This is a genomic window from Nostoc sp. (assembly GCF_036917315.1).
GTDB lineage: Bacteria > Cyanobacteriota > Cyanobacteriia > Cyanobacteriales > Nostocaceae > Nostoc.
In genome coordinates this window covers 132,481-152,396 of record NZ_JBALDR010000061.1, presented here as the reverse complement: position 1 = coordinate 152,396, position 19,916 = coordinate 132,481, and the positions used below count along the sequence as shown (strand labels likewise).

Below are 19,916 nucleotides of genomic sequence, written 5' to 3'. Positions count from 1 at the left end.
AGATTTAGTTTGCGGTTTAATCTGATTGCTGCTCTCTACAATTACGAGCTTTCTCTTCCCAAAATCAAATCTTCCTGACCGACTTTTGCAAGAGGCCTATTGAACTTAGCCCTTTCTGCAACACTGCCACTCTCAAGAGGCGGAATGTCGGAGGGAGAATCAGTTGGAGTCGAATGTTGTGAAGAGGTGTTGACCACGAGCGCAGGTGGTAGAGGTGGTTAAATTGATTGTATCGTAGTGCCGTGAAGCGGGTGAGTTGGTTTACTCGATGTGAATGAGCCACTGAAATCAGAAATCGGAAGAATATATTATAGGAGATCAAAAACAAATATATCTAGTGTCTGATTTTGTTTTTAGCAAACAAACCTCTTGTAAAAGTCTCTTCACGCGGTAGAATAACGAAATTTTGCAAGAGTTCTAATCATGAAACCATTTCTGTTTGTAACCGACTTAGATGACACCCTCGTATACCGCACAGTTGGCGATGACAGCGCTTTACCAGAACTAAATCAACTGTTGAGTCAACACCGCCAAGAATACGGGACTAAAATCGTTTATTCTACTGGGCGATCGCCTGTACTTTACAAAGAACTCCAAGCTCAAAAAAATCTTTTGCAACCCGATGCCCTCGTCCTATCTGTGGGTACAGAAATTTACCTTGATGGTACTGATACTCCAGACTCAGGTTGGTCAGAAATCCTCTCTCCGGGATGGGAACGGGAAACTGTATTATCTATTACAAAAAAATATCCTGAGTTAGTTCGGCAACCAGATTCAGAACAGCGTCCCTTCAAAGTGAGTTGTTTCCTAGAACAACAAGTATCTGCGAATGTTATACCACAACTTGAAGCAGAGTTGCAGAAATCTAAATTAAATGTAAAGTTAATCTACAGTAGCGGGATTGACCTTGACATTGTACCCCATAGCAGCGATAAAGGTCAGGCAATGCAGTTTTTACGCCAGAAGTGGAAATTTGCAGCAGAACAAACAGTTGTCTGTGGTGATTCGGGTAATGATATTGCTTTATTTGCTGTAGGCAACGAACGGGGAATCATTGTGGGGAATGCCCGCAAAGAGTTACTCCAATGGCACAATGAGTATCCCGCAGACTACCACTACCTGGCAAAAGCTTTTTGTGCAGGTGGAATTATCGAAGGCTTAAATTATTTTGGTCTCTTGTAATGATTAGTTATTTAAAAGGTATAGTCGCTGGTATCCAAACAATTGGCGCTAATCGCGTGATTCTGACTCTGGAAGTGAATGGCTTGGGGTATGATTTGCAAGTTCCCCAACGCCTAGCAAACCAGTTACCAGAGTCGGGAGGAGTAACGCAAATTTTTACCCATCTCCAAATTCGTGAAGAAGTGCCCTTTCTCTATGGCTTTGCTTCCCCAGCCGAACGCGATTTATTTCGCCACTTGCTGACTGTCACAGGTATTGGTGCAGCCTTAGCGATCGCCCTCTTAGACACTCTGGAACTACCAGATTTAGTCCAAGCAATTATCGCTGGCAATACACAAATCCTCATTCAGGCTCCCGGTGTCGGTAAAAAAATCGCCGAACGCATCTGTTTGGAACTGAAAAGCAAATTAGTCGAGTGGCGCAAATCAGCCGGGTTCTTCGTCGCTACAGGCGGGCCAGCACCGGGAATTCTCGAAGAAGTGCAAATGACCCTCTTCGCCTTGGGATATACTGCCCATGAGGTCAGTCACGCCCTGCATGTAGTCAGCGAAGACATCGGACTACCCAAAGATGCTTATGTCGAAGACTGGATTAAACAAGCGATCGCTCATCTCAGTAGCGAACAAGTTTAATTGTCATTGGTCATTTGTCATTAGTCATTAGTCATTAGTCATTAGTTATTTTCCCCTCTGCTCCCCTGCCCCCCTGCTCCCCTGCTCCCTTGCCCCAATGACCGACCCTTATGCCTGGCTAGAACAGTCCTTAACAACAATTCATCGGGCGGACTGGTATCGCTCAGTACAGCCGATCGATGGTCGTCCGGGTGCAACGGTGGTTTTAGCTGGGCAAGAGGTAATTAATTTTGCCAGCAATGACTATTTGGGATTAGCTGGAGATGAGCGGTTGATGGCAGCGGCGACGGCTGCGATCGCGGAATTTGGGACTGGTAGTACTGGTTCTAGATTACTCAGTGGGCATCGAGAATTACACAGAGAGTTAGAAGAGGCGATCGCATCTACCAAACAAACAGAAGATGCCTTGGTATTTAGTTCCGGCTATCTAGCAAATTTGGGTGCAATTACCGCCCTTGTGGGCAAGCGCGATCTAATATTCTCTGACCAGTACAATCATTCCAGTCTGAAAAATGGAGCGATTCTTAGCGGTGCAGCATTTGTAGAATACCCGCACTGTGATGTGGAAGTCTTAAAAACTCAGTTGAGTCAACAGCGGCAAAATTACCGACGCTGTTTGATTCTTACTGATACCGTCTTCAGCATGGATGGCGATTTATGTCCGTTGCCTGCACTGTTGGATCTCGCTGATGAATTTAACTGTATGCTGCTAGTCGATGAAGCTCATGCCACTGGGGTACTAGGAAAAACTGGCGCTGGGTGTGTCGAACATTTTGGGTGTACAGGAAAGCAATTAATTCAAGTTGGCACCTTGAGTAAAGCTTTAGGTAGTTTAGGCGGGTATGTAGCAGGAAGTAGCGCCCTAATTGACTTTTTGCAAAACCGCGCACCCAGCTGGATTTATACCACTGGGCTTTCACCTGCTGATACAGCTGCGGCCTTAGCAGCGATCGAGATCGTGCAACAAGAACCGCAACACCGTGCCCAATTGTGGGGAAATATACATTACTTGAAAACTTTGCTGCAACAGTTACCTAACCTGAAATTGCTGCCTTCTGAATCACCCATATTATGTTTTCAATTGCCTAATGCTACAGATGCGCTCAAAGCTGGAAAACAGCTAAGAGATGCTGGCATTTTTGCCCCAGCAATTCGCCCCCCCACAGTGCCCACAAGTCGAATCAGAATATCCGTGATGGCAACTCATGAAGTAGCACATATTGAAAAATTGGTAGCAGTACTAAAGAATGTTAGCTAGCGACAGTAGGGTATATAAAGTTTTTCCGGGATATAAAACTTATCAGAATTATCCCTGTTGGGCTAACAAAAAACGCTCAATTCGTCCCGTATTTTCTAGCTGAATTAGATACTGTTCTAAATCAATTTAGATTTCCCAGGCACTTTGATATCGATCCTTTGGTGTTTTAGCTAAAAGTTTTAGGATAATTTCTGAAACGAGCGTAAGAATTTTTGGAGCGATCGTATCTGATGGAACGGGTTGCAAAGCCATTTCCCCCTTATTTACTCTAAAAAATAAGTTTCTAACTCTTTTATTCTCTCTACCCAACCTTTCATCTCATCAGCCACTTTATACTTCCATTGAAGTTGAAGCACTTTTCTAGTATGAGAATCATCAAATATAACTTTGTCTTTGTTTTCAAAGACTGGCGCCATAAATTCTACCTGAGCAGCCTGAGCAAACATTTTTGACACCTGGCTAATACTAAAATTTTCAGACGCAGCAAGGTAATGTCCTCCTTTGGAGCCAAATCGCGCTACTGCAATGTAGCAGTCTGCTAAATCTTCAACATGAATCCACGCCGTCATAAAATCTGGTGGAAATGGCTGATACCCTTGGTGTAGTTTCCCTGTAATGAACTGCTGAATTGCAAAATCCCAGAAACTGCCACGAGTTGGTGCTGAACCATACACTGATGAAGGATAGACAATCGAGGCGTTACCTCCATTACTGATATACTCTTCTACTAGCACATCTTTCAACGCATTTACACCCGATAGTAAGTCAAAACATGCTAAATATTCGGGTCGTGTATATCCTTTTGGCGGAGGTATTTCTGTTATTCGTCCTCCATTGGTGGTAATCAAAGAGAAATTCCCACTGGTTGTAATTACATGAATATCTGGCGAAACTGCACTAGCACCGTATAAAGCGGCTTCTAATGCTATACGGTCTAAAGCGAATTGAGCTTCTTGGGTTGATTCTGGAGGCATGTGCCACGCTACATTAATTACTGTTGTAATATCATGCTTGCGAATTGCTTGTGCAACATCATTGCTAGAAATTTCTACCTCTTGAGAGCGGATTATTTCCTTGCAGAAAGGCTTTATACCCTCAATATCACTACTCGGACGCACAAGTGCCAATACTGCAAAATCTTGTGTCTGAGAAAACTTTCGGCACAGCGCTCCGCCAATATACCCGGTTGCACCTATAATCAAGACATTTTTAACGGAAGAGCTTTTTTCGGATGAAAAGTCTTTGTTATTTGACATATTTGCAAGTTGTAGCTAATCAGGTTTTTTATGTTTTTAAAATAGCGCTTAAGACAAATTAAATATCCGTAGTCTACATTAATAAAGTAGAAACTGATATCAGTAGAAAATAAATGCGTGGAGATTTTTATGTGCATAACTAACTTACAATCTTTAGGTTGACGATCGCAAGGCAGATAAATGCGAAATATTGACTTTAACCATTGAATTAGTCAAATATTTAATTTGCAGTATTCATGAGGTTTAGTTGGGAGAATGCTTAAATTAGTCCGTGGCTTTGATTACCATAAATACCTGAGAAAATGCTGAGAATTAACTAAATTTTCTCAAGGGATAAATTTATGAAAATCATGGCTTCATTTCAGATAGGCTTCAGTCCTAACAGAGATACTTTGGATGTTCGGGATAACTCAAACATCAGTAGTGTTAGAATCGAAGGCTTTATTTGATTGCAATGTAGATGCGATGTCTACGGCGGCAAGCTACGCAGTAGCAAGAATCTGATGGAGTCCTCAACAAGAAGGCATCTTCTTTATACCAATAGCCTTTATGAATCTGCTTGTAGCTTAGTTTCCTCTGAATCGATCGATACAAAAAGAAATATCCAAAGGACGAAAGAAGAATATGAACTGGAAAACACTTTCTTTAATTGCTGGTTTGATTTTAACTACCAGTCTCACTGCTTGCTCTAGCAGCCCTGCAAGCAACAATCAAATTGCTCCTGAAGCCTCTCCTGCTATGAGCAAAGACAAAGCCGGCGATGCAATGGGCAAAGATGCGATGGGTAAAGATAAAGCCGGCGATGCAATGGGCAAAGATGCGATGGGTAAAGACAAAGCCGGCGATGCAATGGGCAAAGATGCGATGGGTAAAGATAAAGCCGGTGGTGCAATGAGCAAAGATGCAATGGGTAAAGACAAAGCTGGTGGTGCAATGAGCAAAGATGCGATGGGTAAAGATAAAGCTGGTGGTGCAATGAGCAAAGATAAAGCTGGTGATGCGATGAAGCAATCGCCTGCTTCCACCAAGCCTTAGCCACAACTAGCTTTGCATCTCACTTTTCTTGTACTGGGTACTAGGGACTGGTTAACCAGGAAAATCCATCCTAATTCCAATCCCTATACTTTGGTGCTTTGACCTCAACAAGAGAAATTCTGATGAATCACAATCTACTCCGTCGGCGTCAGTTACTTTTTTATCTTGGGTTAGGGGTTCTTGGAATCAGTGCAGCCACAACATTTTCCAACTTTAGAAAAGTGAATGCCCCTTTTATCTCTCCTACAAATAGTAAGAATACACAAGACTCGGAAAATATTGCAGTGAAACCTCCGGCAGGCAAGAGTTTACCAGAGTTTCAAGGGATAAGTCAGTGGCTTAATTCTACACCTTTGTCAATAGCTGACCTCAAAGGCAATGTTGTTCTGATACAGTTTTGGACTTTTGCTTGTATTAACTGCCAGCGTACACTGCCTTACATTACTAAATGGCATCGACAGTATAAGTCTCAGGGACTCAAGGTGATTGGCATCCACACACCAGAGTTTGCTTTTGAGCGAGACGCAAACAACATTAAAAAGGCGTTACAACAACACCAAATTATCTATCCGGTTCCGGTTGATAACGAATATAAAACTTGGAACGCTTACGAAAATCAATATTGGCCCCATCTATTTTTAGCTGACCGTCAGGGTTTGTTGCAATATGACCATATTGGTGAAGGTGCATACGAAAAAATAGAGCAAACTATCCGCCAGCTATTGGGGTAGAAGGAATGATGACGACTTCTACTTTATCAATCAGTCTGGCTTTATTGGGGGGAGTTTTGAATGTGCTTTCACCCTGTGTTTTACCGATTTTGCCTGTGTTATTGGGGCGATCGCTAACGACAAGTCACTCCACATCTACACCCCAATCCCATACCTACGGCCCAGTAGCACTGGTAGGAGGATTAATTGCTGGTTTTGCACTAGCAGGTAGTTTATTAGGTATAACAGCAAGCTGGTTTACAGGCTTGGTTAATTTATTACGCAATGGAGCGATCGCACTCCTTTTATTTTTAGGATTACTGGCAATTTTCCCCACCTGGAGTTACCGAATATTTAGTTATATTCCAGTTGGCAAGTGGGCTAAGAAACCTGTACGAATAGGACTCATGGGAGAGTTTTGGCTAGGGACTCAGTTGGGGCTTTTGTGGACTCCCTGTGCTGGTCCAGTTTTGGGCGGAATTTTAGTATTAGCAGCAGTTAATCATCAAGTCATAAGTGCATTTTGGCTACTAGTGGCTTATGGAATCGGAGCAGGTTTGCCTCTTTTAGCGATCGCTTACGGTGGGAGAGTATTCAGCCAAAAAATTCTCAATATCCGCTCCCATAGTGCAGCTTTGCAACAGATTGGTGGGGTAGCGATCGCGGCTACAGCAATTGCTATTCTTCTGGGTTGGGATGTCCAGATACAACTTTGGCTGGCTCCGTTTTTTCCCACTCAATCTTTGTGAAACCTACCAATTTTAGACTTTCCTGCGGAACGCTACGCGTAGCTTGCTTCCCCGGAGGGGTACGGCGATCGCTTAGTCGAACGATTTTGGATTCAAGACCCAATCCGAAAGTCTAACTGGGAACAATCTAAAAATCCAAAATCCAAAATTGGTATGACCTCATCTAAACGTAAAGTTCGCTCAACACCAAGTCAGACTTTTCTATCAAAGACCTTTCACTGGATTAATATCATCAGTCTCATTTTGATGATTGCTAGTGGACTGCAAATCTATAATGCTAATCCGGTATTTGGAGGGCGTGCAGGTTGGCGTTTTCCTGATTTTCTATTACTAGGAGGTTGGCTGGGAGGTGCTAGACACTGGCATTTTGCTGCTATGTGGCTATTTTCGCTAAACTTACTTTGGTATGGAGTTTATATATTTATAACTCGTCGTTGGCAGCGTCGTTTTGCCGATGGTGGTGACTTAAAAGCGTTACAAGTCAGCCAGAATCCCAAGCGCAAAAATTACGCATGGCATCGGCTAGTTTATACTGCTATCATTCCAGTGCTACTGCTGGCAATTTTGAGTGGTCTGGCGATGTACAAACCGGCTCAACTGTATTGGCTTTCGGGGCTGTTTGGTAGTTGGCAGACTCTACGCACTGTTCACTTTATCACTGTTCCTACTGTCATACTGTTTACAATTGCTCATTCCTTACTTGCCCTGAAGGTAGGAAGCGTCCGTTTAGTGAAATCTATGTTTCTGTAGAGGTTTTATGAGTCTGATTCTTCCCAAACGTACCCTATCCCGTCGTCGGTTACTGCAAGTATCTGGACTTTCAGGGGTAGGCTTTCTTCTTGGTGGCTGTGGAACAAATTTGTTTTCAGATAATCTGCGGCAAATATCTGAGCCACTAAACCAAAGTCTTGAAGCACTTTTGCTAACTCAAAAACCTATACCTGAATTTCCTGTCAGTGCCATAGAAGCAGATAAATTGCTGGTTAATACCTTTGACTTTACCCCGCAAATCGATTTGGCACAGTTTCGCTTAATAATTGATGGTGAGGTCAATAATGCAATGCAATTGAGCATGGCAGATATTCAAAAACTGCCCTTGACTTCAATGGTAATTCGCCATGTGTGTGTTGAAGGCTGGGCTGCGATCGTTCAATGGGGAGGCGTGCGATTACGAGATTTAGTAGCGCTGGTACAGCCTAAGTCAAACGTTCGCTATGTCTACTTCAAATCTGCTGATGGCTACTATGAAAGCTGGGATCTTGCTTCTGCCATACATCCCCAAACTCTCATGGCTTATCAAAAGAATGGACAACCCTTATCAGTTGATAATGGTGCGCCTATGCGCCTAGCATCTCCAATTAAACTGGGCTACAAGCAAAGCAAGTGGGTAACTCAAATTACATTCGTCAGCAATTTGTTAGCTACTAAAGGCTATTGGGAGGATCAAGGCTATGAGTGGTTTGCAGGGTTATAAGGCAGGCAAAAAGCTAATCTATTGAAAAGCAAGCTACGCGTAGCGTCTGGCAAAGAAAAAGTTAGTGAATAAGCTCACGTATGACCAGTAAACTTGGTCTAAACTGTTTAGCTTATACTTTGTGTCAGCTACGCTATATCTGCCCCAATTTAAATGCCGATTAGTTTAGTTACTCCACAGTGGTTAACAGTCCCTCCCGAATCAGGCGGCGGACTAAGGTTAGCTTGCTGTTATCGGTGAGGCCAGGAAGTGCTTTAATAGGAAATTCTTGAGTATCAACAATGAAGCGGAACGCTCGCTCTGTACTCTCTGGGCCTGTTACGCTGTTTCCCGTAAATTGAAGGACAACTCGACCTTGCTTTTTAACGACACGACAGATGCCTGCTCTTTTTTTAACAATCGTATCTAGGTTCAGGTTATTAATATTTTCAAGCTGGTAGAAATGTTCATCAGCTAGGGGAGGTGACTCTAACAAAAAACGTTCGGCAATTTCTTCAACGGCATCCTCAACCTGTGATTTATCTGCCAGGAGTTGGAGAAGTTCTTGATATTGGTCTTGTAAGGATTCGTGGACTTCACCCTGCTGCAAAAAGCCAACAGGCAGCGACTGTCGAAAGCGGACATCTCGTTGAGTTAATAATTTGACCGCACTAAGCATCAAGTCAGACCACCTAAAGACGTGGACACCGACTGTCAGATGAAGAGAGAAAGTGTCAGAAGTCCGAGCTTCGTGAATGTACCCACGAGGCATATACAACAAGTCACCAGCATTCAAACAGATTTGTAAAGGTTCGCCGAGTCCCTCTCTCGACTTGGGCAGGTCTTTTTGGTTAGAAACAAGGGGCAAATCGATTGGCGAGTTATATATATTCCAAAGCTTTGAGCCTTCAACCTGCAAAATAAAAACCTCATGTGTATCAAAATGAGGTGCAAACCCCTGTGTATTGGGGGGGGTCATAAACATATTGACCGTTACCGGATAATTGAAAAAAACTTCTAAATTTCTGCGAAAAATTGATACCGGCTGCCAGCGATCGTGAAGGTCATTGATGGTAAAACTATAACCTTGAGAGTAGGAGCTGTATAACTGATTAAGATCGGGGACTCCATCTCTACTGATATATTTTCCTATGCCTGGAGAACCGGGAGGAACTCTATACTCGTCCTTAGCCAGTTCAACTCCCAAAAGCTTACAGCGAGTAAACCAGATAATCGAGTCAATATCTTTCATTGAAAGCAAATCGCCGTAGTAATCCAACTCACTTCTGGGAATAACCAGAGGACGTTTTTCCCAATATTCATTAAAGAAAGTTGGTACTTCTATGGGGTTAACCAGTCTTTCAAAATCAAGATCGTATACTGACATGACTCATTTCCTCTTTTATATAAACATCGGAATGGGGTTGAGATGCTCTTCCAACAAAGGGGTTGATAGCCAACTTAATTTAACAGGGACATCATAAAGCCGACCCGGTGCAAATCTCGCCTTAAAATGGCGCAATCCTGGAACAATCACCTTCACCACATTCAGACTGATATCAGGTCGGGTTTGATCTAAAACGAGGATTTCTAGACCCTGTTGTGCGGCAATTTTGACACAGACGAGAACATCATCGCGCAAATCATCACTCCAACAACAAGGGTAATCAGTCAATACTTTAGGGATAGCACGTTCGTCTGGAGCTAAATAAGGTTGATTTGCCAAGGTAGCAGTCGCTAACCAACTTTTCACATCTTGCTCGACAGGTATCAGGTTTTTATTGTGTTCGACACTCTTCTCAAGCGGTAAAACCTGGTTTAATTCAGTCACTGCTCGCAGTAGAGCAATTGTCGGATCAAAATGAGCACCAAACCCAAACAGAATATTTTCTGCCTCTTGGTCGGTGCGCTTGGAAACAGCCGCAAATGCCGGAATATTCAAATCACTAGTAATGTCCAGCACCCAAAGCTCACGGTGCAGCGCTTTGTAATACTCTAGGAGAGCCGACAAATAGGGATTGTTAAAGCTTGCCAAATCTACAACAGGTCTTTGCAGTCGGTTGTACCACCACAGAGCGACACTATCGCGCTCTACTAATTCCATAAATCCCTGCAAAATGGCTTCTTCTAGGGTATTACCAGCAGCGCAACCACTGGAATTTGCACCACAGAATTGATGGTCTTCAAGTAGTGGATAATTGTAATACAAGTAAGCGGTTGGCAGGTATTTAAACGTTTGGGAAGTCAAAGACCAAACCGGTGTCCACTCGATTTCAAGCTCTTCCTGGAATGGTTGTGGCATCCAATTAAACTGGAAATGCTTCTGATTCCAGACCTGGCGGTTCTGATATTGGGCATCGCTGAATTGCATCAGGGCATTGGGATGAATGGCACTTTCACCGAGTTGAGCCATTGTCGCCTTCACCCGAATTTCGTCACCCGTAAAGATGCCGGAGTAGCGTTCAATAGCTTCACAAAAGGCACTGGCTTTAGATTGAAGGTCGGTTTTGCCTTTTCCAGCACTTTTGATTCGTAACACCTGTCGCAAGCTGTTTAAATTCTGAGCCTCATGGGGAAAAGGATGAACAGAAACATAAGTGTGAACTAGATCGTTTCCATCCTCGGATATCCGCTCTAAAGCACTGACAACTCCCGTAATCGGGCTGATGAGATGTTCATATCGCTTAAGCGTTTGCTCTGGGGAGAAAATTCGGTGCCCGCCATCACTGGTGAACTGCTTCTTTTGCGTTCCTAGCACTAGAGGTTGTGGTTCACGGTTAGTAAGATAATCTGGGCTACCACAATCAGGGCATTGAGGGCGCTGAACCAAGACATGGTGTTGCAGATTTAAAGATGCCAAATCGAGGGTCATCAGCTTTCCTTGAAGCTGTTCGTGTTTTCCCGTAACAATCCACTTGGCAATTTCGGTTGCCGCCAAACTTAAGCCAGTTTGCAGAGTAGAGGGCAATATTGGCCGGGAGGTGGGAAATGGGTTAAGGATTTTTTTTTGCTGCCCAATAGCGGTTTCAACTTCACGGTTCCCCCGCAAGCGATGAGCCAGACACTGCCAACAACCCGTTTGGCCTGGAAGAAAAATCGGGCCTAGCCAAATTACGGCTCCTACAGGTTTGACTAAAATCCAGGGCTTTTTGGTTCGTAGCGCTTCCTGGTTAAAAGTAGCCAGTTCCGGTTGCAGGTAATCATTCGTTAGGACTACTGTTAGATCCTGCTCGTTGCTAACGCAGATATTTAGGGATTGCAGAGCAGCAAGCAATGGTTCTTTTGGTACTGCATTTAAAGCAATCACAGAAACTTTGGTTGATTGCAAGCGAGCTTTAGCGACACTCGAATCTACATTTAGGAGATTCCAAAAAGCAGCAACTTCAGGAGGGAAAGTGCCATTTGCCTCGGTGATATAGCCCTTGTTTTCTAGAAGCGTTAGAGCTTGTTCAATAGCAGTAGAGGGGACTTGCTTTTCTAACTTGCTAACAATTTCATCAACTGTATGACGACCATTTAATAGTGGAGCTAACCAACAGTAGAGACGACCAGTTAGGGCAACTTTTTTTTTCTCACTAAGCAGATATACCGTTTTCGGTAATACAACTTCAACATGGAAATGGTGTCTAAACTGAGGTCGAGCGATCGTCACAGATTTATGATTACCTTTTTAGCACTTTTAAATCATCCACAATTTTCGGATTTTCCCGCCCTGGTTTTGTCTAGCCAACACAACCCCCTCCTCTAAGTAAGAGGAGGGAATAAAACACAGTATTATGACTCGTTAGAATGCCAGACAAAATCTTCTGGCGTTACATTGGGAATGTCTATAGTTATAGTTTGATTGTCTCGTTGCGCTCCAGAAGCGCTTCCAAGTTCTTCGTCATTCAACTCTGCTAAGAGTTCTTCAGAGGTAACGCTAAGTTCTTGATAATTGTTCATAATCTTCCTCGATTAATGGTGTATACCGAAGTATCATGAGTTGATGAAAATCAACTAAAAAGTATACTACCCCGACTTGTTCTCTTTACGCGATCATCCTAAAGACATATACCAAAAGAAGTAGATTCTCATTTTGTCATGATTTTAGCTGCTAAATAGGAGATTGAAATATGCTCAAAAGGAGTGTCAGTGAGGTCTAGCTGCTAATAATTAATAAAAACGTATAAAATATCTCTAAGTAAAAATTATGAGTCGATATGAAATTTCCATTACCTATTTAGGTGTCCACTGAGATATCTGCAATATCGGACATGTTGTAAAGTTGTATGTGAATCGAGTCAAACCAGACATAGACAATTATCTAAAGAGTAAATTTATGGAATCTAAAAAAAATAAAATTTGCTCTTATATAAAGCGTTGTGTTCTTTTTTCGCTCACCATTTTTTTTATTCATGCTTGTAATTTAGAAATTTGGCAACCAAAAATCAATCCTCAATCGCAAATAATTGGCAGTATTTCAAGTGATACAACAACCTTTAATTATGCTCTCAATGAAAGCAACCATAAAATTTTTGACCTAATTTATCAAGGATTAGTGCGAGATAACCCGATAACAGGAGAAATTGAATCGGCATTAGCTGAATATTGGCAATTTTCTGAAGACAAAAAGCAAATTATTTTTACCTTACGCAAGGGTTTAAAGTGGTCAGATGGAGAATCATTAACGGTCGAAGATGTTATCTTTACATATAACGAAATTTATCTAAATAAAGAAATTCCTACTAGCTATAGAGATAGTCTGCGAATTGGTGAAACTCAAGCGTTACCGACTGTTAAAAAAATTGGTGAATTCAAAGTAGAATTTAGTATTTCTGAACCTTTTGCTCCTTTTTTATCTAACGTTGATTTGCCTATTTTACCAGCCCATGCTTTACAAGGATCGGTTAGAACAAAAGACTCTGAAGGAAAACTTCAGTTTCTTTATACTTGGGGAACGAATACTCCTCCTGCTCAAATTATTGTGAATGGGCCTTATTTACTAGAAAGTTATATCCCTGGTACACAATTTATTTTTCGACGTAATCCTTACTATTGGAAAAAGGATAAACAAGGGAATCATCTGCCTTATATTGAGCGTATTATCTGTGCAATTATTGAATCAAAAGATACAAGTTTATTAAAGTTTCGTTCTGGAGAACTAGACTATATTAATGTTTCACCAGAATACTTTTCTCTACTTAAGCATGAAGAGAAGCGAGGGAAATTTACAATTTATAACAGTGGGAGTCGCTATTCAGTTACTTTTATGTCCTTCAATCTAAACCAAGGGAGAAGAGGAGAAAAGCCTTTAGTTGAACTCAAGAAATCTCGTTGGTTCAATAACGTAAAGTTTAGACAAGCAATTGCCTATGCCATCGATCGCAAGACAATAATCAATAATGTCTATCGAGGACTGGGACAACAGTTAAACTCCCAAATACCCGTACAGAGTCCCTACTATCTTTCTTTAGAAAAAGCGGGGAGCAAAGTTTATGAATACAATCCAAAACAAGCAAAAAAATTACTTTTATCAGCGAGATTTAAATATGATAATAGAGGACAACTTTTAGATGTTGATAATAATGCAGTACGCTTTACCTTACTGACTAATGCTAGTGACATCACCCAACAAGCAATGGCAGCCCAAATTAAACAATATTTGAGTCAAATTGGCATTCAAGTAGATTTTCAGCCGATTGTTTTAAATGCCCTGATTAATCAAGTGACTAACTCTCTGGAATGGGAAGCTATGCTTTTTAGCTTTAATAGTAGTAATGAACCCAATGATGATGTAAGTTTTTGGTCTCCTGAGCAAAGTTTTCACCTGTTTAATAAAAAGCCGCAACTTGACCAGCCGCATTTAGAAGGTAGAGAAGTCGCAGACTGGGAGAAGAAAATTGGTCAACTTTACATTCAAGGAGCAAGAGAGTTAAATCGAGATAAACGCAGAGAAATTTATGCTGAAGTTCAGCAGATTATTCAGGAATATTTACCAGCGATCTTCTTAGTTAATCCTTACTCTATGCTTGCTGTACGCAATCGTTTTGACCGCATCCAATACTCGGCTTTAGAAGGAATATTTTGGAATATTGATGAACTTAAAATTAAGAAAGACTTTTTTAAGGGATAAGCTCATTGGATATATTGCTATTTTTATTTTAAAGTTAGACTCAAGTGCGATCGCAGCCTCACCCATAACCAATATCAGCTTGCCACACAGATACAAGACTACACTGATTGATTAATCTCCAGTATTTCTAATTATGGCCCGAATAATCACCGTTGGAGCCGCTCAACTAGGCCCCATTGCCCGAAATGACAGCCGTGCAGATGTCATCAATAGATTAATTGACTTGATGAAACAAGCAAAAAGCGTGGGCTGTGACTTGATAGTATTTCCAGAATTGGCATTAACCACCTTTTTCCCTCGTTGGTACATGGAAAATCAGGTAGAGATTGATGCTTTTTTCGAGACAGAAATACCTGGGACAGAAACTCGCCCGTTGTTCGAGTTATCCGCTCATTTAGAAATTGGTTTTTATTTAGGGTATGCCGAACTTACGATTGAAAAAGACCAAACTCGTCGTTATAACACCTCAATTTTAGTCAATAAGTCAGGTAAAATTATTGGCAAATATCGCAAGATTCATGTACCCGGTCATATTGAATATAAACCAGAGCAAGCCTTTCAGCATTTAGAAAGACGGTACTTTGATATTGGAAATCTAGGGTTTCAGGTGTGGCGTGCCTTCGACGGTATTATCGGAATGTGCATCTGCAACGATCGCCGTTGGTCGGAAACTTACCGAGTAATGGGACTTCAAAACGTGGAGATGATTTTAATCGGTTATAGTACACCGCAAGAAACTCACCTCAGTCAGTTCCATAATCACTTAGTTATGCAAGACGGAGCTTATCAAAATGCAACTTGGGTAGTTGGCGTGGCAAAAGCTGGGCGAGAAGAGGGCTGCGATCTCATTGGTGATAGTGCGATTATTGCTCCTTCTGGCGAAATTGTGGCTAAGAGCATTACCTTGGAAGATGAGTTGATTGTCGCGCGTTGTAACCTAGATTTATGTCAACCTTTGTCTAATTTTGAGATATATCGTCAACCACAGTATTATCAGGCGATCTGTGAACAAAAAAGTGTAGCATCAGAGGATGTTTGAAAAGTAATGCTTGCTTAAGCTTACAGTCAAAGGCTTTCATAATGAATATTAAACGGTTTTTCTCAAGGTATAAATAGTCGAACTTAACTTGCCAATTAATTGATAAATAGCCCAATGGTACAACGCCGATGTGACTTCATAATTTGTCTGTCCTAACTGGGACAAAAACTTTTCTTTGGCCAGGATCATTCGTGCCAGGCGCATGAGTTCTCTTGTAGCGCGTCCCTCACGTTCTTCGTAGAATTGCATCAATTCACTGCCGATTACCTCTTTTGTCAGGATTTGTAATCCGGCATCTTTAAAACACTCTTCAACAAAGGAAGCAGACATACTTTCAGGTACAACCCCCAGAGTTTTGTATAGGCGTGCTGCCTCTTTGGGTTCCATAAGTTCGGTGGCAAATATTGTGTAGATGACCATGCTCCCATTAGGCTTGAGAACGCGATCGCACTCTCTAGCAAATTGCGGCACGTTTTGCACCTGCTCTAGTACGTCACGACACCAAATCAAGTCAAAGGTTGCATCTTCAAAAGGGATGCTCTCTAAACTTCCTTTGATAAAACTGACTTGCTCGGCTAAACCTTGCTTAAGTGCAGCATTCCGTGCAAATTCTAGGTGGTCATCAACAATGTCAATACCTTTAACTTGGAAGTTAAATCGCCGTGCCAAATCGCAAGTGTTATTTCCATATCCGCAACCGACATCAAGCACGGTAGAGCCAGAAACAAGATTGAGTCTTTCAACAAAATCATAAAGCATTTCCGGCGGGCGCGGCTGCAAACTTTCGTCTAGCTTTTCGTAAGCACCACCGCCATGAGCAACTCGAATATACTCATAAATTGTGTTTAGCTTTTCAGTATTAACATTGTCAGTCATAAATAAATACGGTTCGGTTGCTCACACAGTACGTTGTCTAACCTCAATTTAACAGCTTAACAGCGATCGCCCCTTCCACAGTCTTAATATATCTCCCACCGATAATCTCTTGATTTATGTACACTACATAGTAGAAACACAATACATCGTGTTTCTACGGAATATTTGTCATGGCATTCATCAATAAATGAGACTGTTTATCATCGTCTGGTTGGGACAACTGGTTTCTCTCCTTGGTAGTGGTCTCACAATCTACGGCTTAGATATTTGGATATACCAGCACACTGGTTCAATTACTCAGTACACCATTCTTTATTTGTTTACAACTCTACCGCTTGTCCTGGTTTCTCCGTTGGCAGGCACTTTGGTAGACCGTTGGAACCGCCGTTGGGCAATGATTCTGAGTGACTCTGGTGCTGCTATTATTACTTTATGTTTAGGCTATTTGCTAGTTACCCAAAGGCTAGAACTCTGGCACATCTATCCACTCGTTACGATTAGTTCCATCTTCAATGCCTTCCAATCCCCTGCCTACAGTGCCGCTACTACTCAGTTGGTTTCCAAAGAATACTTAGATAGAGCTAGTGGACTTACTCAGCTAGCACTAGCTGTTAGTCAGATAGTTTCACCTACATTAGCTGCTTTTCTGCTAGGCGTAATCCAGCTTCAGGGTATCATTCTGATTGATTTGGCTACCTTTTTCTTCTCTTTGATCGTTCTACTGTTAGTTCGGTTCCCTGAAGTCCAGATCGTTGCTGACTCTGAAGCAGAATCGATTTCACTACTGCGTGATACCGCTCTTGGTTGGAGTTATCTAACTGCTAGACCAGGGCTTTTAGGGTTAGTGCTTTTCCGTGCTACTATTGCCGTCTTTTGGCGATTCGCTAATGTCCTAATCACTCCTGCAATACTGTCCTTTTCTACAGTTACTAGCCTTGGCATTATTGGTTCTGTTAATGGCATAGGTCTAGTTGTGGGCAGCTTGATCGTTGCTATCTGGGAAGGGCCAAAACGCAAGATGAGTACTATACTTGGTTTCATGCTGCTATGCGGATTCTCTATGATCCTTTGGGGGTTGCGCCCTTCAGTTTTGCTATTATGCATAGGTAGTTTTATCTTCTACATAGGCCGCTCAATTGCTGTCAGTTCTATTCGAGTTATTTTGCAAAAGAAAGTTGCGCTCGACTATCAAGGGAGAATATTTGGTTTACAAAATGCGCTCACACAATCCGCCTTACCCATTGCTGCCGTTGGAGCTGGGCCTTTAGCCGATCGAATTTTCGAGCCTTTGATGAATACTGACAGTTTCTTAGCAACAAGTGCAGGACTAATTATCGGTGTTGGGCCTGGTCGAGGCATTGGTCTTCTGTTTATCATCCTCGGAATTCTGGTTGTCTTCACAACTGTTCTTGCTTACTTATATCCTAGGTTGCGGCGATTGGAGGATGAACTACCTGATATTGCTTCCGATCGAGTTTCCAGTACTACTGATGAAACTCTTACCATAACCGAGCAAGTTGTTAACACTATCTAGTATTTAGCTGAAGTGCAAATCCCACTTAGCCTAACGTTATTAATCGTGCATTAAAATCCTATAGTTTTAGCCACAATTATTTCACCTGTTTTCCCAAAACCAGATTCCGAATTAAAAATGCTTAACCGAGAAGTATTGTCTAGTATTCCCAATTAAACTGGGCTACAAGCAAAGCAAGTGGGTAACTCAAATTACATTCGTCAGCAATTTGTTAGCTACTAAAAAAGGCTATCGGGAAGATCGGGGCTATGAGTGGTTTGCAGGGCTATAAGGCAGGCAAAAAGCTAATCTAAATCGGGTTCAACGCCTAGCGATCGCAATTGTGCAATCAACCGTTCAACCCTTTGTCTTTCTTGTTCAGCTCGTTGACTTTCTTGTTCAGCCCGTTGGCTTTCTTGTTCTGTAGAGGTCAATACCCAGTTGAGAGTTCCATCATACCAGCGTAACCACGGCTGTTCTACATCTTGATAGCGTCCCCGCCACACACCCAAGCCCAATTCTAGTTCTGGTATCCAGAAGCGCGGCTCTGACATGGCTATCTCAGCATAACGACCACCGTCTAATTTAAATACCCTTAACTCATATTTATACCGATCGAATACTGCATAATAAGGAACACGCAGAATCTGCTCATATATTTCCCATTTTCCTGGTGGTTGCTTGCTATCCCGCAATGTCTGCCCCAAGTCTTCCTTTTCAGTACCTGGAGACAGCAATTCAACCACAATAAAAGGATGAACGCCCTCTTGCCAAACGACATAACTTAAGCGTAAATCTCTTTGTTCATAGAGACGGGAAACACCTAAAACGGCAAACCAATCTGGTCGCTTATACCACAGTGGATAGCGCGGATCGTAATAAAGATTCAGATCGCTAGCAACAAATATCTCGTCACTAGGATAATTCTGTGGACGAAAGGTTTCGTCTAAAAGGCGAGGTTGCAATAAATGAAACTGATCGGGCAAACCAGGCTCCTCAGGATCTTCACTAGGAAGATCGTACATGGTCGGCAATACATCTTTTGGCGATCGCGGCGGGTCAGTTTGATACATCATAAAGCAATCCTGATGATGAAACTCTCAGTTCTATTATGATTTAATTGTTTTTGAGTAACTCAACATCTTGCAGAACGCGGCAGCATAAATTTCTCGCCCTCAGCTGCAAATTTACCACGAACCATCAGCACAGTTCCATCAAATGCATGGATGAATGCTTCTACATCTTTGACATCGAGAAGTTCTGGACTAAAGTAAATCACAACTTCTTCAATGGGTGGAGGTATCTTAGCAAGAATATTCTTTAAAGGGCATATCTGCGTTGTCACTAAATCAAAAAGATGAAGTCGGGTATCTTCTATCTCCAGACAGGCGATTAAATCTAAATCTTCTGCATAATATAAAGTACGACTTCCTTCATTAACGCAAAACACAGGTTTTTCCTTGACTACGCCAACTATATTAGAGACAGGGGCACGTGTTTCTAAAAGTCTGTGTAGCAATGTGTAATCTTTGGTATCTGTAAAATCGAGTGTTCTGAAGCTATCAGTGCTACCTGTAGAGTCACATTTAACTTTGAAGATATATTCTTCAACTACACGAAAGCCAAAAGGTAAGTAAAACTCTGGCTGTGGTGTCGTTAATACCAAAGTTTCGTAAATGCGATCGCAATACCCTAGCACTTCCTCCATTACTTCGCGGTAATATCCTCTCCGGCGAAATTCTGCACGGGTAGCTACTCCATGAACTCCTCCGACAGTGAGCCTTTGTCCCATAATTTGCATGGGAATTTCTAACACTCCCACATGGGTAATAGCTATATCATCATGAAAGCGAATAAAGGGAGTTGAAGCTGTTTCCCAGGATGCACCTAATTTTCTTGCACATTCTGCTAAACTGTGGATTCCGGGAAATGTAACTTCCATCAAGTCAAAAAGTTTATCGCTGATGCTGGGTTCAGCAGAGAATGATTGTTTGAAACGATACTGGTTCATAGTTCAAGTATTACGATCAATTCAGTAGAGACTACAAAATCAATTCCAGCAAATCCAGAAAAAATAAATGAGTAATGAGTAATACCCATT

At 42.0% G+C, this 19,916-nt stretch carries 19 protein-coding genes and 1 pseudogene; 12 read left to right on the top strand and 8 right to left on the bottom strand.

Annotation, left to right across the window (positions count from 1 at the left end):
- Positions 1–423: 423 nt before the first annotated feature.
- From V7K84_RS28950 to bioF, 3 genes are all read left to right on the top strand, one after another.
- Entirely contained in the window at positions 424–1,182 is a 759-nt protein-coding gene (locus V7K84_RS28950) for a sucrose-phosphate phosphatase (protein ID WP_334843290.1), read from the top strand.
- Complete coding sequence (gene ruvA, locus V7K84_RS28945; protein ID WP_099101282.1) at positions 1,182–1,814, top strand: Holliday junction branch migration protein RuvA; 633 nt, start codon at positions 1,182–1,184, stop codon at positions 1,812–1,814. Before V7K84_RS28950 ends, ruvA begins: the two co-directional genes overlap by 1 nt.
- A gap of 97 nt (positions 1,815–1,911) precedes the next feature.
- Positions 1,912–3,072: an 8-amino-7-oxononanoate synthase gene (gene bioF / locus V7K84_RS28940; protein ID WP_334843288.1), complete on the top strand. Its 1,161-nt coding sequence runs from the start codon at positions 1,912–1,914 to the stop codon at positions 3,070–3,072.
- Positions 3,073–3,198: 126 nt separating this feature from the next.
- Here bioF and V7K84_RS28935 read toward each other — a convergent pair whose 3' ends face one another.
- Positions 3,199–3,324, bottom strand: coding sequence for a hypothetical protein (locus tag V7K84_RS28935; protein ID WP_334843287.1), 126 nt, complete (start codon positions 3,322–3,324; stop codon positions 3,199–3,201).
- An 11-nt stretch (positions 3,325–3,335) separates the two neighbouring features.
- A complete protein-coding gene (locus V7K84_RS28930) occupies positions 3,336–4,328 on the bottom strand; it encodes an NAD-dependent epimerase/dehydratase family protein (protein WP_334843286.1) in 993 nt (330 codons plus the stop codon).
- A gap of 624 nt (positions 4,329–4,952) precedes the next feature.
- Here V7K84_RS28930 and V7K84_RS28925 point away from each other — a divergent pair.
- The 5 genes from V7K84_RS28925 (at position 4,953) to V7K84_RS28905 (ending at position 8,296) form a co-directional block, all read left to right on the top strand.
- On the top strand, positions 4,953–5,363 hold the full coding sequence (locus V7K84_RS28925; protein WP_334843285.1) for a hypothetical protein: 411 nt from the start codon (positions 4,953–4,955) through the stop codon (positions 5,361–5,363).
- Positions 5,364–5,485: 122 nt separating this feature from the next.
- Entirely contained in the window at positions 5,486–6,094 is a 609-nt protein-coding gene (locus V7K84_RS28920; RefSeq protein WP_334843283.1) for a thioredoxin family protein, read from the top strand.
- 5 nt (positions 6,095–6,099) lie between these two features.
- Positions 6,100–6,822, top strand: a complete 723-nt coding sequence (locus V7K84_RS28915; RefSeq protein WP_334843281.1) for a cytochrome c biogenesis CcdA family protein — start codon at positions 6,100–6,102, stop codon at positions 6,820–6,822.
- A 153-nt stretch (positions 6,823–6,975) separates the two neighbouring features.
- Positions 6,976–7,572 carry a cytochrome b/b6 domain-containing protein gene (locus V7K84_RS28910; protein WP_334843279.1) on the top strand — a complete coding sequence of 199 codons (597 nt, stop codon included), beginning with the start codon at positions 6,976–6,978 and terminating at the stop codon, positions 7,570–7,572.
- Between the two features lie 7 nt (positions 7,573–7,579).
- Complete coding sequence (locus V7K84_RS28905; protein ID WP_334843277.1) at positions 7,580–8,296, top strand: molybdopterin-dependent oxidoreductase; 717 nt, start codon at positions 7,580–7,582, stop codon at positions 8,294–8,296.
- A gap of 169 nt (positions 8,297–8,465) precedes the next feature.
- Here V7K84_RS28905 and V7K84_RS28900 read toward each other — a convergent pair whose 3' ends face one another.
- From V7K84_RS28900 to V7K84_RS28890, 3 genes are all read right to left on the bottom strand, one after another.
- Positions 8,466–9,662, bottom strand: a complete 1,197-nt coding sequence (locus tag V7K84_RS28900) for a cupin domain-containing protein (protein WP_334843275.1) — start codon at positions 9,660–9,662, stop codon at positions 8,466–8,468.
- 15 nt (positions 9,663–9,677) lie between these two features.
- A complete protein-coding gene (locus V7K84_RS28895; protein WP_334843273.1) occupies positions 9,678–11,927 on the bottom strand; it encodes a TOMM precursor leader peptide-binding protein in 2,250 nt (749 codons plus the stop codon).
- Positions 11,928–12,049: 122 nt separating this feature from the next.
- Entirely contained in the window at positions 12,050–12,217 is a 168-nt protein-coding gene (locus V7K84_RS28890) for a hypothetical protein (protein ID WP_334843270.1), read from the bottom strand.
- Between the two features lie 376 nt (positions 12,218–12,593).
- Between V7K84_RS28890 and V7K84_RS28885 the strand changes: the two genes are divergently transcribed.
- Positions 12,594–14,387 carry an ABC transporter substrate-binding protein gene (locus V7K84_RS28885; RefSeq protein WP_334843269.1) on the top strand — a complete coding sequence of 598 codons (1,794 nt, stop codon included), beginning with the start codon at positions 12,594–12,596 and terminating at the stop codon, positions 14,385–14,387.
- Between the two features lie 133 nt (positions 14,388–14,520).
- On the top strand, positions 14,521–15,426 hold the full coding sequence (locus tag V7K84_RS28880) for an N-carbamoyl-D-amino-acid hydrolase (protein ID WP_334843267.1): 906 nt from the start codon (positions 14,521–14,523) through the stop codon (positions 15,424–15,426).
- 48 nt (positions 15,427–15,474) lie between these two features.
- Here V7K84_RS28880 and V7K84_RS28875 read toward each other — a convergent pair whose 3' ends face one another.
- Complete coding sequence (locus V7K84_RS28875) at positions 15,475–16,302, bottom strand: class I SAM-dependent methyltransferase (RefSeq protein ID WP_334843266.1); 828 nt, start codon at positions 16,300–16,302, stop codon at positions 15,475–15,477.
- A 187-nt stretch (positions 16,303–16,489) separates the two neighbouring features.
- Here V7K84_RS28875 and V7K84_RS28870 point away from each other — a divergent pair, with 187 nt between their 5' ends.
- Both V7K84_RS28870 and V7K84_RS28865 read left to right on the top strand, forming a co-directional pair.
- Positions 16,490–17,836: an MFS transporter gene (locus V7K84_RS28870; protein WP_334843264.1), complete on the top strand. Its 1,347-nt coding sequence runs from the start codon at positions 16,490–16,492 to the stop codon at positions 17,834–17,836.
- A 139-nt stretch (positions 17,837–17,975) separates the two neighbouring features.
- Positions 17,976–18,107 (top strand): annotated as a pseudogene (locus V7K84_RS28865) (oxidoreductase); the annotation flags it as partial.
- A gap of 13 nt (positions 18,108–18,120) precedes the next feature.
- Here the strand turns inward: V7K84_RS28865 and V7K84_RS28860 are convergent.
- Together V7K84_RS28860 and V7K84_RS28855 are read right to left on the bottom strand one after the other, a co-directional pair.
- Complete coding sequence (locus V7K84_RS28860; protein ID WP_334843295.1) at positions 18,121–18,888, bottom strand: Uma2 family endonuclease; 768 nt, start codon at positions 18,886–18,888, stop codon at positions 18,121–18,123.
- A gap of 62 nt (positions 18,889–18,950) precedes the next feature.
- Positions 18,951–19,826: a GNAT family N-acetyltransferase gene (locus V7K84_RS28855; protein WP_334843263.1), complete on the bottom strand. Its 876-nt coding sequence runs from the start codon at positions 19,824–19,826 to the stop codon at positions 18,951–18,953.
- Between the last annotated feature and the right edge of the window lie 90 nt (positions 19,827–19,916).